The 15,910-nt window shown below is 58.9% G+C and carries 13 protein-coding genes; 3 read left to right on the forward strand and 10 right to left on the reverse strand.

The annotated features are described in order from the left end of the window. Positions 1-3 precede the first annotated feature (3 nt). From QPL98_RS07910 to mnmG, 5 genes are all read right to left on the reverse strand, one after another. Entirely contained in the window at positions 4-396 is a 393-nt protein-coding gene (locus tag QPL98_RS07910; protein WP_036149719.1) for an ATP synthase subunit I, read from the reverse strand. Positions 397-613: 217 nt separating this feature from the next. Beyond that, positions 614-1,489 carry a ParB/RepB/Spo0J family partition protein gene (locus QPL98_RS07915; RefSeq protein ID WP_022992614.1) on the reverse strand — a complete coding sequence of 292 codons (876 nt, stop codon included), beginning with the start codon at positions 1,487-1,489 and terminating at the stop codon, positions 614-616. A gap of 60 nt (positions 1,490-1,549) precedes the next feature. Beyond that, entirely contained in the window at positions 1,550-2,344 is a 795-nt protein-coding gene (locus QPL98_RS07920; protein WP_022992615.1) for a ParA family protein, read from the reverse strand. A 23-nt stretch (positions 2,345-2,367) separates the two neighbouring features. Further along, entirely contained in the window at positions 2,368-3,012 is a 645-nt protein-coding gene (gene rsmG / locus QPL98_RS07925; RefSeq protein WP_303293061.1) for a 16S rRNA (guanine(527)-N(7))-methyltransferase RsmG, read from the reverse strand. 1 nt (position 3,013) lies between these two features. Further along, the gene (gene mnmG, locus QPL98_RS07930; RefSeq protein ID WP_303293062.1) at positions 3,014-4,900 is read right to left on the reverse strand and encodes a tRNA uridine-5-carboxymethylaminomethyl(34) synthesis enzyme MnmG; all 1,887 of its coding nucleotides are present in this window, start codon (positions 4,898-4,900) and stop codon (positions 3,014-3,016) included. A gap of 386 nt (positions 4,901-5,286) precedes the next feature. Between mnmG and QPL98_RS07935 the strand changes: the two genes are divergently transcribed. After that, positions 5,287-5,451, forward strand: a complete 165-nt coding sequence (locus QPL98_RS07935; RefSeq protein ID WP_303293063.1) for a hypothetical protein — start codon at positions 5,287-5,289, stop codon at positions 5,449-5,451. A gap of 24 nt (positions 5,452-5,475) precedes the next feature. Here the strand turns inward: QPL98_RS07935 and QPL98_RS07940 are convergent, their stop codons facing one another. The 3 genes from QPL98_RS07940 to QPL98_RS07950 are packed head-to-tail and all read right to left on the reverse strand — an operon-like array spanning position 5,476 to position 10,328. Further along, entirely contained in the window at positions 5,476-8,622 is a 3,147-nt protein-coding gene (locus tag QPL98_RS07940; RefSeq protein WP_303293064.1) for an efflux RND transporter permease subunit, read from the reverse strand. 3 nt (positions 8,623-8,625) lie between these two features. Continuing rightward, the gene (locus QPL98_RS07945; protein WP_272999306.1) at positions 8,626-9,720 is read right to left on the reverse strand and encodes an efflux RND transporter periplasmic adaptor subunit; all 1,095 of its coding nucleotides are present in this window, start codon (positions 9,718-9,720) and stop codon (positions 8,626-8,628) included. 23 nt (positions 9,721-9,743) lie between these two features. Beyond that, the gene (locus tag QPL98_RS07950; RefSeq protein ID WP_022992622.1) at positions 9,744-10,328 is read right to left on the reverse strand and encodes a DUF3833 domain-containing protein; all 585 of its coding nucleotides are present in this window, start codon (positions 10,326-10,328) and stop codon (positions 9,744-9,746) included. Between the two features lie 238 nt (positions 10,329-10,566). Between QPL98_RS07950 and QPL98_RS07955 the strand changes: the two genes are divergently transcribed. Continuing rightward, positions 10,567-12,387: an acyl-CoA dehydrogenase C-terminal domain-containing protein gene (locus tag QPL98_RS07955; RefSeq protein WP_031211706.1), complete on the forward strand. Its 1,821-nt coding sequence runs from the start codon at positions 10,567-10,569 to the stop codon at positions 12,385-12,387. 195 nt (positions 12,388-12,582) lie between these two features. Further along, entirely contained in the window at positions 12,583-13,518 is a 936-nt protein-coding gene (gene thpD, locus QPL98_RS07960) for an ectoine hydroxylase (RefSeq protein WP_011787293.1), read from the forward strand. Positions 13,519-13,584: 66 nt separating this feature from the next. Here the strand turns inward: thpD and QPL98_RS07965 are convergent, their stop codons facing one another. Together QPL98_RS07965 and mnmE are read right to left on the reverse strand one after the other, a co-directional pair. Further along, positions 13,585-14,334: an ABC transporter substrate-binding protein gene (locus tag QPL98_RS07965; RefSeq protein ID WP_023011888.1), complete on the reverse strand. Its 750-nt coding sequence runs from the start codon at positions 14,332-14,334 to the stop codon at positions 13,585-13,587. 165 nt (positions 14,335-14,499) lie between these two features. After that, the gene (gene mnmE / locus QPL98_RS07970) at positions 14,500-15,870 is read right to left on the reverse strand and encodes a tRNA uridine-5-carboxymethylaminomethyl(34) synthesis GTPase MnmE (RefSeq protein ID WP_023011910.1); all 1,371 of its coding nucleotides are present in this window, start codon (positions 15,868-15,870) and stop codon (positions 14,500-14,502) included. Positions 15,871-15,910: the final 40 nt, after the last annotated feature.

Genomic DNA, 15,910 nt, shown 5'->3' on the forward strand with positions numbered 1-15,910 from the left:
CAGTCATCGCTGTGGTCGCGGCCGGATGAGCCAGCGCAATGCCGTACCCAACACAACCATCACAGCAAAAGTGAATAACAGAGCCGGTACGTGGACTGGCTCCATTAAAGTGAAAACGGCCGCAAAAAACACTGCGGTAAGGGCCAGCTTGATGCTCTCTGCCCTGAATATGTTGCTCACTGCCAGGTGCATCTGTCGGGCACCCTGATAACGATAAGCGCGGTGAGCAAAGTACGCGTTTGGTATGACAAAAATAAGACCGCCAATGAGGGCGGAATACCCGGCCAAACGACTTTCCAACAACCACAACAGGCTCAGAATCAGCAGAACCGCCATCTCTATAATCAACCACTTGCCAAGTGGTACGTACGTGATGGCTCTAGAAGAACGGTTCATATCACCAGCTGTCATTCCAAGCGCGCGGAATTATATGTGTTAACCGATAGGTGTTCAACATAACCGCACGGAAAAATTGGCGAAAAAGTGAGCAGATTTTGCCGCCGAAACCTGAAGTTTTACACAGGTTGTGTTGCTCATCGATCACCACAACCACATGTGGTGTTTCCGGCACCAGACGGGCCTTTAGGATGATTTTCAGGTTTTATCGGGCCGACTAGCGGATGTGGCCCAGAATGCCGTCAAGCTCGTCCAGTGAACTGTACTCAATCACCAGCTTGCCTTTGCCGCGTTTACCATGATTGATCGCCACCCGGGCACCGAGCCGGTCAGACAGATCGTCCTGCAGGGCCCGGATGTTAGGATCAAGAGCCGGCTTGGTGTTGTCTTTGTCTTCCGGTTTTTCCTGCTGAACCCGGCGCACCAGGGCTTCGGTCTGGCGTACCGACAGCGATTTGGCGACCACCTGACGGGCCACCTGCATCTGCTGCTCCGGTGGCAGGGTGAGCATGGCACGGCCGTGGCCCATTTCCAGATCACCATGCTCCAGCATTACCCTTACGTCTTCGGTCAGGCCGATCAACCGCAACAGGTTGGTGATCGTCGTTCGGGACTTGCCCACCGCCTCGGCCACCTGGGCCTGGGTCAGGCCGAACTCGTCCTGCAGGCGTTGCAGGGCGAAGGCTTCTTCAATGGGGTTCAGGTTTTCGCGCTGGATGTTCTCGATCAGCGCCATCGCAATGGCGGCTTCATCCGGGACATCGCGGACAATGGCGGGAATACGGTCCAGTTCTGCCAGTTGGGTGGCACGCCAGCGGCGCTCACCGGCAATCAGTTCATAACGGCCTTCCGACACCGGACGCACCACGACCGGCTGCATCACGCCCTGCTGACGAATGGAGTCTGCCAGTTCCTGCAGAGCGGCGGGGTCCATATCCCGGCGCGGCTGATAACGACCACGCTGGATCAGGTCGACCGGGATCTCACGCAGTTCACCATCGTGATCACTGGTCTCCTGATTGAGATTCACCTTCGAGCCCTGGAGCAGTGCCCCCAGTCCCCGTTCGCCCAAGCCTCGCTTCTTCGCCGCCATGGTAGTTGTCATTCTTCCTGTTGAAATAGTGGGTGCATGGTTGCCTGACGGCGATCTATGTTACACCGCAACCGCGGGCGATGTCTTTTTCGATCCGTGCCGGCGTACCATCTCGCCAGCCAACGCCAGATAAGCCACCGCACCTTTGGACACCCGATCATACTTGAGTGCCGGCATGCCGTAGCTGGGCGCTTCTGCCAGCCGGACATTACGGGGAATCACCGCCCGGTAAACCTTGTCACCGAAATATTCACTGAGCTGACCGGAGACATCCAGAGTCAGGCTATTGCGGGGGTCGTACATGGTGCGCAGGATACCCTCAATCTCCAAATTGGGATTGACCGTTTCCTGAATCTGCTGGACGGTGTTCATCAGTGCCGCCAGCCCTTCCAGGGCATAATATTCACACTGCATCGGGATCAGTACCGAATCCGCGGCAGACAGAGCATTCACGGTCAGCAGACTGAGTGAAGGCGGGCAATCAATCAGGATGTAGTCGTAGTTTTCCCGAACGGTGTTGAGGGTCAGCCGTAACCGGTGTTCCCGGCCAATCTCGTTCATCAGCTCCACTTCGGCGGCGGTCAGGTCACCGTTGGCGGGCAGCAGGTCAAAACCGGAGACTTCAGCGTGGACGATCACGTCCGCCGGAGTAGCCCGTTTGGTCAGCACATCGTATCCGGACAGCTCCAGGGAGTTTTTATCCACACCGCTGCCCATGGTGGCATTGCCCTGGGGATCCATATCCACCAGCAGCACCCGGCGCTTGGTGGCCGCCAGAGACGCGGCAAGATTGACGCAGGTGGTGGTTTTGCCCACACCGCCTTTCTGATTGGTCACTGCAATCACGCGCGCCATGCTTTGCCTCCTGCTGTTGAGGGTTACCGGTGTCGTTCAGCCCGGGCGACGATCAGTAAATGCCGTTCACCGTCGGCTCCGGGGACGGTCAGGGAATAGCTGGATTCTACCTGCCAGTCCGCCGGAAGGGCAGCTACTTCATCATCCGGATACTGGCCTTTCATGGCAAGGAACTCGCCGTCATTCGCGAGCAGACCGCCACACCAGGTCACCAGGTTTTCCAGCGCGGTAAAGGCCCGGCTGCTGATCTGGGAGAAGGGCTGATCGGGCTGGCAGTCTTCCGCCCGGCCGTGGATAACTTCAACGTTGTCCAGCCCGAGCTCAAGCACACACTGATTCAGGAATCGGGTTTTCTTGCCGTTGCTGTCCAGCAGGGTAAAGCGTTTTTCCGGGAACACAATGGCCAGCGGAATACCCGGCAGGCCGCCGCCGGCGCCCACATCCAGCAAATGGTCTGTGGTCACCCAGGGCAGGATGCTCAGACTGTCCAGCAACTGGCGGGAGACCATGACCCGCTCATCCCGCACGGCGGTCAGGTTGTAGGCCTTGTTCCACTTGTTCAGCAGAGCCAGAAAAGCCAGCAACTGTTGCTGCTGGCTGTCGGACAAAGACAGGTTCATGGCCGCGAGGCCGTCCCGAAGCTGGCCGGGCCACTGTGGATAACTCATCTCAGGCGCTCTGCTTTTTCAACAGGTCGCGCTTTTTCAGATGAACCAGAATCTGGCTGACCGCCGCCGGGGTCACACCCTGGATACGGGACGCCTGAGCCACCGTTTCCGGGCGCACGTCCTTGAGCTTCTGCTTGATTTCGTTGGACAGGCCACCGATGACGTCGTAATCCAGATCCAGCGGCAATGCGGTGTTCTCGTTCTTGCGCAGGCGCTCGATCTCATCCGCCTGGCGGGAGATGTAGCCTTCGTATTTGATCTCGATTTCCACCTGATCGGCTACGTTCGGGTCCTCCGCCCGTTCGGCCCCGATCTCGGCGATGTGATCGTAGACAATCTCCGGACGGCGCAGCAGCTCCGCCAGAGACTGGTCACGGGTCATCGGCTGTTTCAGGTAGCCATTGGCTCGCTCACCCGCCTCGGTGTTCGGATGGATACGGGTGCTTTCCAGGCGGCTACGCTCTTTGGCAATGCCTTCGCACTTCTCGCTGAACTTCTGCCAGCGTTCGTCGTCCACCAGGCCCAGCTGGCGGCCGGTTTCGGTCAGGCGCAGGTCGGCGTTGTCTTCCCGCAGGATAAGCCGGTATTCGGCGCGGCTGGTGAACATGCGGTACGGCTCCTGGGTGCCCATGGTGATCAGGTCGTCCACCAGTACGCCCAGGTAGGCTTCATCCCGGCGCGGGTACCACTCGTCTTTATCCTGGGCACGCAGCGAAGCGTTGATGCCCGCCAGCAAGCCCTGGGCACCGGCTTCTTCGTAACCGGTGGTGCCATTGATCTGGCCGGCAAAGTACAGGCCCTGGATAAACTTGGTTTCCAGGGTGTGGCGCAGGTCCTGCGGGTTCAGGTAGTCATACTCGATGGCGTAGCCCGGGCGCAGGATGTGGGCGTTCTCGAAACCCGGAATCGAGCGCACGGCCTTGAGCTGGATATCAAACGGCAGGCTGGTGGAAATACCATTCGGGTACAGCTCGTTGGTGGTCAGGCCTTCGGGCTCTACGAAAATCTGATGCGAATCCTTGTCGGCAAAGCGGTTGACCTTGTCCTCGATGGACGGGCAATAGCGCGGGCCCACGCCTTCGATGTTGCCAGCGAACATGGGCGAGCGGTCAAACCCACTGCGGATAATGTCGTGGGTTTCTTCGGTGGTGCGGGTCACGTAACAGCAGATCTGCTCCGGATGCTCATCACGGCTGCCGATAAACGACATCACCGGTGTCGGATCGTCTCCCCACTGCTGCTGCATCGCGGAGAAATCCACGGTGCGGGCATCAATGCGCGGCGGTGTTCCGGTTTTCAGGCGGCCAACGTTGAACGGTAGCTCCCGCAGGCGTTTGGCCAGGGCATTGGCCGGCGCATCACCGGCGCGACCACCGGCGTGATTCTGCATACCGATGTGGATAACCCCACCCAGAAAGGTGCCGGTGGTCAGGACCACGGTCTTGGCGTTAAAGCGGATGCCGGTCTGGGTCACCACGCCCACCACCTGGTCGTTTTCCACAATCAGGTCATCGGCCGCCTGCTGGAACAGGGTCAGATTGGGCTGGTTTTCCAGCATATGGCGAATGGCGGCTTTGTACAGAATCCGGTCCGCCTGAGCGCGGGTAGCGCGCACCGCCGGGCCTTTACGGCTGTTCAGCACCCGGAACTGGATGCCAGCCTGGTCGGTGGCCCGGGCCATGGCGCCGCCCAGGGCGTCGATTTCCTTTACCAGATGGCTCTTGCCAATGCCACCGATGGCCGGGTTGCAGGACATCTGCCCCAGAGTCTCAATGTTATGGGTCAGCAGCAGGGTTTGCGAACCCATGCGCGCAGCCGCCAGGGCGGCTTCAGTACCGGCATGGCCACCACCAATGACAATGACATCGAAACGGGTCGGAAACTCCACACTACACCTCGGAAATCGGGGAAAAAATCAGGGCGGCGAGTATAACGCCTCGCCCGGTAAATTGCAGTCAGAATGTGCAAATTTTAACCAGCAACGAGGTGAATAAAAACCCTGTCAGCTGGCCATAGACGATTATCTGGGCGCCACGGCTCTCTGAAAGGGTGCGTGCAGGATAAGGAAAAACCGAAAGTTTCAGGATTTCATAGCCTTGTCATTCATTGTTCAAAAAACTTTTCAAAAAGTTATCCACACAATTGATGCCTTCACTTACAGCCAAAAATGTCGGTAACTATTTGTTAAATAAAAATTTAATTAAATTGCCCTGGCATTATTCGAAAATTATCCCAGTAATTATCCACAGCGTTTTTAGCAAATGCCTATATACGGTGCAAAAAACCGGTACCCCTGAACGCAAGTGCACCAACAAAGGGCCAGTTTCCACGCAGGCTCGCCAGCGCTGTCGTCAGGCCCAGGGCCACCGGATCTTCTGCGTGGATATCCACCCGGATGAGGTCCTGGACGGTCAGGTTCTGTTCCCGGACACCCTTTGATACCGGGATTTCACCCGGTCGGGTTCAGAAATCGTCCGCCTTGCGCTGTGGCACCGCCGCCGAACTGCTACCGCCGGATGGGCCCGCTGCCAGGCGTTCCAGCTCCTGCTCCACCGCGTTCGAGGATTTCGCAAAGCGGGCCAGAAGGTTGTACAAGACCGGGATAATGAACAGAGTCAGGGTGGTGGCGAAAATCAGGCCACCCAGGATCACCATGCCGATAGCCGCCCGGCTCTCGGCCCCGGCACCAGTGGCAATCACCAGCGGAACCGCCCCGAACACCGTAGATATGGTGGTCATCAGTACCGGACGGAAGCGCAGGCTGGCGCCTTCCAGAATGGCTTCTTTCACCTCGTAGCCCTTGTCCCGAAGCTGGTTGGCAAATTCCACGATCAAAATTCCGTTCTTGGCCATCAGTCCCAGCAGCATGATGATGCCAATCTGGCTGTAGATGTTCAGACTGATGCCCGACCAGGCCAGCGCGATCAGCGCACCGGTCACCGCCAGCGGCACCGACAGCATGATAATCAGCGGGTGGATCCAGCTCTCGAACTGGGCCGCCAGCACCAGGAACACGATAATAAACGCCAGCCCGAAGGTCAGGTAGATGGCCGCCGAGGAATCCTGGAATTCCTGGGACAGGCCCTTGTAACTGAGCCGGGCCTCCGGCGGCAGGTTATCCACAGCCAGGTTATTCAGGTAGGTCAGCGCTGAACCCAGGTCATAGCCCTCGGCCAGGGACGCACTCACCACCACCGCCGGCAGCCGGTCAATCCGGCGCAGATCCGGATTGGCCCCGATCTCTTCCACAGATACCAGAGCCTTGAGCGGAATCAGTTCCCCACCTGCCCGAGGCCGCAGGAAGATCTGCTCCATATCACCGGGCGTGGCCCGGTCGGCATCGTCCGCCTGGATAATGACGTCGTATTCCCGGCCCCGATCCAGATAGGTGGTTACCTGCCGGGAAGCGAGCATGGTCTGCAGGGTGAGGCCTACGTCTTCGATGGTGATATCCAGATCCGCTGCCCGGTCGCGGTCAATGTTGACCTTCAGTTCCGGCCGGGTCAGCTCAAAATCGGTGTCGACATTCAGCAGATTCGGGTTTTCCTTTGCCCGTTCAACGATCTCCTCACTCCAGGCCTGCACCGACTCGTAGTCGGGGCCGGCAATGACAAACTCCACTGGCTGATTGAAGCCGCGCTGGCCAAGCCCCGGCGGGTTAATGACACTGATCCGCACCCCGGAAATGTCAGACAGCTTGTCGCGAATCTCGGTGGTGACCTGCTGCTGCTTGATATCCCGCTGTTCCCAGGGCACCAGCCCCATGATCATGAAGGCATTGTCTTCTTCATCCCGGAATCCGACGATGGACAGGAATCGCTCAGAGATACCGTCATCCAGGTAGGGCAACAGCCGCTCTTCGGCCTGTTTGACAAAGTGATCGGTGAATTCAACCGTCGAACCCCGGGGCGCGCTGACGGGCATGATGATCACGCCGCGGTCTTCGGTCGGGGCCAGTTCCTGGGGCAACCGGGGGAAAATCACCACAGCGATGATCAGCCCGACGATACCGAGCCCGAGCAACAGCCCCGGTTGGTTCAGGGAGAAGCGAAGCATTCTCTGATAGCCATTCGTCAGGCCATTCAGGATGCGTTCACTGAAGGCCCAGAGCCGATGCCCCTCGGCACTTTCGGGACTGTGCCGGAGCCACTTGGAACAGAGCATCGGCGCCAGGGTCAGAGCAACCAGGCTGGAGACCACCACGGCAGCCGCGAGAGTGAAGCCGAATTCCGCAAACAACCGGCCCACGTTGCCGCCCATGAACGAGATGGGCACAAACACCGCCACCAGAGTCAGCGTGGTGGCGATCACCGCGAAAGCCACCTGCTTGGCGCCCCGGTAGGCCGCCAGCAACGGTGGTTCGCCTTCATCAATGCGACGCTGGATGTTCTCCAGCATGACAATGGCATCGTCCACCACCAGGCCGATGGCCAGAATGATGGCCAACAGGGTAAGTACGTTGATGGAAAAGCCCAGGAAACCCAGGCCGATAAACGCACCGATCACCGCCACCGGAATGGTGACCGCCGGAATCAGGGTTGCGCGCCAGGAGCGCAGGAACAGGAAAATAACCAGTATCACCAGCGATACCGCAATCGCCAGCGTGGTCAGAACCTCTTTGATCGAAGCCCGGATAAACACCGATTCGTCATAGCTCTCGGCAATACGCACTTCCGGCGGCAAGGTCTCGCGAATCTTCACCAGCTCCGCCTTCACCGCATCCGACACCGCTACCGTGTTGGCCTTGGACTGGCGGATTACCCCCATCCCGATAGCGGTTTCGCCATTGGCCCGCAAACGACCAACATCCGATTCCACCCCGACCTGAACATTGGCAACCTCGCCCAGGCGCAACAGGTCGTTGCCATCCCGGCGGATCACCAGATTGCGGAAATCTTCCACATTTGACAACCGCCCTTCCGCGCGCACGGTAAAGTTGCGGGTGGAGGAGTCCACTGAACCGGCCGGTAACTCCACGTTGTTCTGCCGCAGTGCCTGCTCCACCTCGGCAACGGTTATGTTGCGGGCCGCCAGGCGGGTGCGGTCGAGCCAGACCCGGATGGCGTAACGGCGTTCACCGCCAATCCGGACATCGGCAACACCGTCCAGAACCGATAACCGGTCTGCCAGAACCCGATCGGCAAAGTCACTGAGTTCGGCACTGTCCCAGACGTCACTGATCAGAGTTATCCACATCATTGGCCGGGCATCGGAATCGGCTTTTTGAACCACCGGGGGATCGGCCTCATCCGGCAACTGGTTCAGAACCCTGGACACCGCATCGCGTACGTCGTTGGCGGCAATGTCGACATCCCGGGAGGTATCAAATTCTATTGAGGTTCGGGATTCACCCTGTTCGGTTGAGGATTCGATGGAGCGAATGCCTTCAATGCCACTGATGGCCCCTTCAATCACCTGGGTAATCTGGGTGTCGACCACTTCCGCCGCAGCGCCGGTGTAATCGGTGGACACCGAAACCACCGGCGGATCAATATCCGGATACTCCCGAACCGGCAAGCCCAGCAAGGCGGCCACGCCGAATACGACAATCAGCAGGCTCAGAACGGTGGCAAACACCGGGCGTTTGATGGAGACATCGGACAGCACCATGGATCAGGACTCCACGGTCCGGGCAAACCGGTTTTCCGGAATCGCCTGGTCGTTACTCTGTACTTCAATGCGGTCGCCGGTACTCAGGCGATCCTGCCCGGTTACTACCACGGCATCGTCCAGGGTCAGGCCAGAGGTAATTTCCACCAGACCGGGCATGCGCGAACCGGTCGCCACCGATACCCGGCGTGCCACGCCGTCTTCGGCAACAAACACATACTTGTCGTCGCCACGAATCATCACTGCCTGCTCCGGAATCACCAGCCCTTCCCGTTCCTGCAGGGTCAGTGACGCCGACATGAACTGGCCCGGCCGCAGACGACCGTCCGGATTATCGATAAAGGCTCGCACCGACAGGGTTCGGCTCAATTCGCTGATGCGGGTGGCGAGTTCCACCAGCTCTCCCCGGAAGACCTCGTCTGGGAATGCCGGCGAGGAGGCAATCACCGATTGGCCTACCCGAACCTGGCCGACAAAACGTTCCGGAACCGCAAAACCCATTTCCATTCGATCGGTGGTGTCCAGCGTGGTAATGGTGGTGCCCGCTTGCAGATATGCCCCCACGCTGATGTCGCTCAGGCCCACCACACCGGAGAACGGCGCTTCAATGCGATGGTTTTCCAGCCGCACCCGGGCAGCCTGTCGCTGGGCTTCAGCCACACTCACGGCGGTGACCAGTTCATCCACCTGGGACTGGGACACGCTATTGTTGGAGCGCAAACGCTGGGCCCGCTCCAGTTGCCGCCTGGCATCGGCCAGCTGGGCTTCAATCACCTGGAGATCGGCACGGGCCTGACGATCGTCGAGACGTAACAGGACATCGCCCTGAGATACTTTCTGTCCGGGTTCGAGGTTGATCTGCACCACCCGACCGGTGACTTCGGTGGTCAGTTCCACGGCATTCAGTGCCTTGAGGTTGGCCACCGAACGAATCTCATCCCTGACCTGCTGCAATCTGGGCGCCACTGCACTGACTTTGCTGGCCCTCGGCTCCTCACCGGCCTGTTCTGTGGACGAGGAATCCATCGCCAAAAAGAACACCGCACTTCCGGCACCCGCTGCAACCAGTACCACCGCAATCAGCCATTGCTTCCACATGGGTATCGCAAACCTTTCCGAGTTCAGTTCTGCGGGACAGCCCCGCTTTCATGTTTCTGAATCACCAACACCACTTCACCCACATCGACACCCCACTTGCTCATGGTGGTCTGGTTGATCAGGGTGTCGGGAGTAACCAGGTACATCCAGTCGTCCATCCGGACATCGATCGTGCCATCGCCGTATGCCACCCGCAGGACATAATTCATGTGTATGGCGTTGCCCTGCCAGCGCATGGTGCCGGCTTCCACCACGTCGCCGGCGCTGGCGTGATAGCTGCCGTTGTCCGGTGTCAGCGTCCAGATCCGGGTCTGGACCTCGCCGTCGTTGAAACGGAACACCTCATCCAGCGTACCGACACCGTTTTCATCCCAACTGGCCACAATGTCTGCGTCGAAGGTACGGATAACCTGGCCGGCGTAGTCCTTGACCACACCCCGGGCCGAAAGTTCGCCCCGGAAAAACTCCGAGGGCACCAGCTCCGGTGCCTGGCCCTGATAATCCTCCAGATTCGGCCCGGCACACCCTGCCAGCATCAGGGTCATTAACAGTATAAGACCACCGCTGCGAAGACCATGGAAAAGACCGGGGAAAGGCTGCGTTTGCATGACTTTTACACTCCTTGGCGACTACCGGATAGCAACAGAACGTTTACAGCATTACGGTCCCATGACCGTGCCCGATCAGTCCCCGGGCCCAACCGTCATTTCAGCCAATTGTCCATTCTGACATCAGCACCAGCGCTTTCCGTCAATGGCAGCCCGCCGGGAATACCGTACAACTGCACACACAGTGGCCTTTCTGGCCCAACCAATTCCGGATGATCAATGCATGTGAGGACTGGCTATGCCTGTGTATAAAGCGCCCCTGAGGGACATGAAATTCCTGCTCAATGACGTATTCGATTACCCGCGGCACTACCAGACACTGGCCTCCGGTGAGAACGCCACGCCCGACATTGTCGACGCCATTCTGAGCGAATGCGGCCGTTTCTGCGAAGAGGTGCTGAGCCCGCTGTATCAGTCCGGCGACGAAGAAGGGTGCCACCTGGAAAACGGTGAAGTGATCACCCCCAAGGGCTATAAAGAAGCCTACGAGCAATATGTGATGGGCGGCTGGCAGGGCCTGTCGGCACCGGAGGAATTCGGGGGCCAGGGCCTGCCGGCCTCCATGGGCCTGTTGAAGCAGGAAATGATGGGCACCGCCAACTGGTCCTTTTCCATGTACCCGGGCCTGTCCCTGGGGGCCATGAACACCATCTATCTGCACGGCGATGAGCAGCAGCAACAGACTTATCTGGCGCCGCTGACCGAAGGCCGCTGGGGCGGCACCATGTGCCTGACCGAGCCCCAGTGCGGTACCGACCTGGGCCAGGTCAAAACCCGGGCCGAACCCCAGGCCGACGGCAGCTACAAACTCACAGGCACCAAGATCTTCATTTCCTCAGGCGAGCACGATCTGACCGAAAACATCGTTCACATCGTGCTGGCCCGTCTGCCGGATGCCCCGAAAGGCACCAAAGGCATCAGCCTGTTTATCGTGCCCAAGTTCCTGCCCGATGCCCAGGGCGGTGTCGGTGAGCGCAACGCCGTCAGTTGCGGCGCGCTGGAGAAGAAAATGGGCATCAAGGCTTCGGCCACCTGTGTGATGAATTTCGATGGCGCCGCCGGCTATCTGATCGGCCCGGAGAATCAGGGCCTGGAGTGCATGTTCACCTTTATGAACACAGCCCGCATCGGTACGGCAATTCAGGGGGTTGGCCCCGCCGAGCTGTCCTATCAGTGGGCTCTGGATTACGCCAGGGAGCGCCGTTCCATGCGGGCGCTGTCCGGCAAGAAAGAGCCGGATGAGGTTGCAGACAGCCTGATTCACCATGCCGATGTCCGGCGTATGCTGCTGACCCAGAAAGCCATCGCGGAAGGCGGCCGCTCCATGCTCTATTACGCCGCCAAGATCGCGGACCATATGGTGGAAGCGCATACCGCAGGCGATACCGCCAAGGTTGAGAAATATGACGACAAACTCGGCTTCCTGACGCCAATCCTTAAGGGATTCCTGACCGAACTAGGCTGTGAGGCCACCAACCTGGGCATGCAGGTGTTCGGCGGTCATGGCTACATCCGCGAACACGGTATGGAGCAGATTGTCCGGGATACCCGTATTGCCACCCTGTACGAAGGTACAACCGGCATCCAGGCGCTGGACCTGCTCGGGCGCAAGGTCTTGCTGATGACCCAGGGCGGAGCAGTGCGGGAATTCACCCTCAAGGTGGCCAATTTTGCCCGCAAGCACCTGACCAACAAACAACTGCGGCCGATGGCGGTGGAGCTGCTGAAACTGACCGCCCAGTGGAACCTGCTGACCGTGCGCGTGATGCTGGCAGCACGCAAGGATCGCGACGTGGTCAGCGCCGCCGCCAACGACTTCCTGATGTACAGCGGCTACGTGACCATGGCGTATATGTGGCTACGCCAGGCGGCGGTGGCCAGCGATAAACTGGAAAACGGCGGCGATGAATCTGACGCCTTTTACCGCACCAAGCTGGCGACCGCCGAGTTCTATTATGAGCGCTTGCTGCCCCGGGCCCAGGCCCACGCCACCAGCATGCTGAGCCCGACCCGCAACCTCATGCAGGTGGCGCCGGAAGAGATGGCCTTTACCGGTTAACCTCCGGTATTTTCCCGTCCCGGGCGCTGCCCGGGACATTTTTGCCTGTTCATGACCATCCGGAAACCGGGGTTGAAATCCCGTTGATACGACCTCAACTTTCCCCCTGCCTTACCACTTTTCTCACAATGCACTGAGGTTTAACGACTTTTAGAGACATCACCATTCTCGCGTATAAAAGAAGGAGGTTCGAAAATGGACAATCGTACTGACGACTTTTATCCCACCCGCCTCGAGCGCCCGGCAGAGAGTTTCGAGCGCAAGGACCCGGTTATCCACAGCCAGGGAACCGACCGCCACAATGGGCCGCTGAGCGAAACTGAACTGGCCCGGTATGAACGGGACGGCTTTCTGGTATTTAACAACTTTCTGGATCAGGAAACGGTCAAACGTTTCCGGGACGACCTGCGAGCCTATGAGAATGACGACAGCATCCTGCGTTCCGAAGGCACTATTACTGAGCCGGGCAAGCAGGAAATCCGCTCTATTTTCGGGATCCACGAACTGTCTGATCGCTTCGACCGACTGACCCGGGAGTCCCGCCTGCTGGATATGGTGCACCAGCTACTGGGCAGTGATGCCTACATCCACCAGTCACGCATCAATTTCAAACCCGGTTTCCACGGCAAGGGCTTTGACTGGCATTCGGATTTCGAGACCTGGCACGCCGAGGACGGTATGCCGCGCATGCGGGCCGTCAGCTTTTCCATCGCCCTCACCGACAACACACCATTCAACGGCCCATTGATGCTGATTCCCGGCTCCCACAAAACGTTTGTGCCCTGTGTCGGCCGCACGCCCGAGGACAACTACCAGTCCTCACTGAAAAAGCAGGAGCTGGGGGTCCCCAACGAGCAGGACCTGCAGAAGATGGCCGATCAGTACGGCATCCAGGCGCCTACCGGGCCAGCGGGCTCTCTGATCATATTCGAGTGCAACACGTTGCATGCCTCCAATGCCAATATGTCACCCTGGCCCCGCAGCAATCTGTTCTTCGTCTACAACAGTGTGGAAAACCGTCTGGAACAGCCATTCTGCGGCAACAAACCGCGGCCCGACTTTCTGGGCAATCGCAGCCATACCGAGGCCCTGCGCCCGGTTCGTTCACCGGATCTGCGCCGCACTGGTTAAGCGATGGCCCAATAACGAAAAGGGGAAGCGATCGGCTTCCCCTCCTGCAACAGAGCGACGCTTTGATCAGAGACCGTACTTGGTCTCAATAGCCTCATAGATGCCGTTGTTCTTGATGGTTTCCAGGCCCTGATTCAGTTTCTGGATCACCTCGTCCGGCGTTTCCATGTTCATGGCCAGGTACAGTTCGGTCTTGTTGAACGAATACACCGGAACCAAGCCTTCCACATCCTGCTGGGACGCAAAATAAGGCCCGGCCAACTGGTCTGCAATCCAGAGGTCAACCTGCCCCAGTTCCAGGCGCTTCGGGTTCAGATCGTCGCTTTCCATCTCCGAGACCTTGTAGCCGCGCTCCAGCAGGTATTCGGTCATGACGTCACCGCGATAGCCGGCATACAGCAAACCCCGGGTATCTTCCAGATCGTCGATCTGCAGGTTGGTGCCGGCCGGGGCAAAGATGGTCCACAGGTTGTTGGCCAGTGGCCCCACCCACTTGAACTGGGGCGCCCGGCTTTCGGTATAGGTGGTGCAGAAAATGCCGTGGTTCTTCTTGTTCAGGGCCCGGTTGTAACCGTAATCCCAGTTCCGAAGCTTGATCACATGGTCCAGCCCGGACGCCTGCAGCACCGCTTTTACCATCTCGGTACACAGACCATCAATTCCATCGCCGTTGTGCTCAAACGCACGGCCGGTGGAACTCATGTTGTACGGGGGAAAGTTCTCAGTGTATATGTAGAGTTTGTCTGAGCCCAGGGCGGGCACAGAAACGCCGGCAAACACCAGCGTGGCAGCTAACAAAGAGGCCAACTTGCGCACGGGTTATCTCCTTTACCACGAATGACTTGGTCCGCTGCACAGGCAGCGGCACGATGAGACAGTGGTGGAGTTTACCCGAGCTTTTAACGTTGTTTTACAGATAAACTGTTTGTTTTCGTAAGGGAACACCCGAGAGCCAGAGCGGGCTGAGGGCTTCTTCCTGAATTATTTCCCGATACAGAAACTGCTGAATATCTTACCCAGAAGCTCATCCGGCGTCAGATGCCCGGTGATTTCCCCCAGGGCATCCTGAGCGGCCCGCAGATCTTCGGCCAGCAATTCGCCTGCCCCGTAACCTTCCAGCTGGGTCTGGCCCTGTAGCAGGGAATCCCGGGCACGTTCCAGTGCATCCAGGTGCCGGCGCCGGGCCAGGAAGCCACCTTCGGTGGTGCTGGCAAAGCCGATGCATTCTTTCAGATGCTCACGCAGAACCTCCAGGCCCTCCGCAGCTTTTGCTGCCAGACGAATCACCGGAGCGGTCTGATGCGACTCGGCGCTGATACCCACCGGTTCACCAGACAGATCCACCTTGTTCCGGATCACTGTCACCGGTGCACTCCTGGGCAGTTGATCAATAAAATCCGGCCAGATTTCATGGGGCTCGGTTTTGTCGGTGGTGGTGGCATCCACCATCAGCAAAATACGATCAGCCTGTCGGATTTCTTCCCAGGCCCGGGCAATACCAATCTGTTCCACTTCGTCCGGGCTGTCCCGCAGGCCGGCGGTATCAATAATGTGCAGCGGCATACCATCGATGTGGATATGTTCCCGCAACACATCCCGGGTCGTGCCCTCGATGGCGGTGACAATCGCAGCCTCCCGCCCCGCGAGGGCGTTCAGCAGGCTGGATTTGCCGGCATTGGGCCGGCCGGCAATAACCACTTTCATGCCGTCCCGCAGAATGGTGCCTTGCTGGGCTTCACCGAGAATCTGCTGCACCTGCTCCAGCAGGCCCTGCAAGTCAGAAGCAACTTTGCCATCGGCCAGGAAATCGATCTCTTCCTCCGGAAAATCGATGGCCGCTTCCACGTAGATGCGCAGATGGGTGATGGCCTCCACCAGGTTATCCACACGTTTGGAGAACACCCCCTGCATGGAACGCACGGCACAGCGGGCCGCCTGTTCCGAACTGCTTTCAATCAGATCAGCAATGGCCTCAGCCTGGGCCAGGTCCAGTTTGTCATTGAGAAACGCTCGTTCGGAAAATTCACCGGGCCGGGCCAGCCGGGCCCCCAGGCTGCAGACTTCCCGTAACAGGATATCCAGAATCACCGTGCCGCCATGGCCCTGAAGCTCGAACACATCCTCGCCGGTAAAGGAGTGCGGGTTGGGAAAGTACAGACCGATGCCCTCATCAATCAGCTCTCCCTGACGATCCCGGAACGGGCCGTAGTGGGCGTATCGGGGTTTTGGCTCAAAGCCCAGCATGGTGCGGGCAATGGCCATGGCCCTGGGTCCGGACACCCGGACAATCCCCACCCCGGCCTGGCCCGGGGCAGTGGCGATGGCGGCAATGGTGTCAGTCGCTGGCTGCATCTTGGTTTTCCTGAAATAGAAATGACAAAGGCTCCACAAG

This window comes from Marinobacter sp. ST-43 (assembly GCF_030541085.1).
GTDB classification, from domain to species: domain Bacteria; phylum Pseudomonadota; class Gammaproteobacteria; order Pseudomonadales; family Oleiphilaceae; genus Marinobacter; species Marinobacter nauticus.

Coding starts and splice junctions, on each gene's coding strand:
- QPL98_RS07910 (WP_036149719.1), bottom strand. CDS start 396: ATGAACCGTTCTTCTAGAGCCATCACGTACGTACCACTTGGCAAGTGG.
- QPL98_RS07915 (WP_022992614.1), bottom strand. CDS start 1,489: ATGGCGGCGAAGAAGCGAGGCTTGGGCGAACGGGGACTGGGGGCACTG.
- QPL98_RS07920 (WP_022992615.1), bottom strand. CDS start 2,344: ATGGCGCGCGTGATTGCAGTGACCAATCAGAAAGGCGGTGTGGGCAAA.
- rsmG (WP_303293061.1), bottom strand. CDS start 3,012: ATGAGTTATCCACAGTGGCCCGGCCAGCTTCGGGACGGCCTCGCGGCC.
- QPL98_RS07940 (WP_303293064.1), bottom strand. CDS start 8,622: ATGGTGCTGTCCGATGTCTCCATCAAACGCCCGGTGTTTGCCACCGTT.
- QPL98_RS07945 (WP_272999306.1), bottom strand. CDS start 9,720: ATGTGGAAGCAATGGCTGATTGCGGTGGTACTGGTTGCAGCGGGTGCC.
- QPL98_RS07950 (WP_022992622.1), bottom strand. CDS start 10,328: ATGCAAACGCAGCCTTTCCCCGGTCTTTTCCATGGTCTTCGCAGCGGT.
- QPL98_RS07955 (WP_031211706.1), top strand. CDS start 10,567: ATGCCTGTGTATAAAGCGCCCCTGAGGGACATGAAATTCCTGCTCAAT.
- thpD (WP_011787293.1), top strand. CDS start 12,583: ATGGACAATCGTACTGACGACTTTTATCCCACCCGCCTCGAGCGCCCG.
- mnmE (WP_023011910.1), bottom strand. CDS start 15,870: ATGCAGCCAGCGACTGACACCATTGCCGCCATCGCCACTGCCCCGGGC.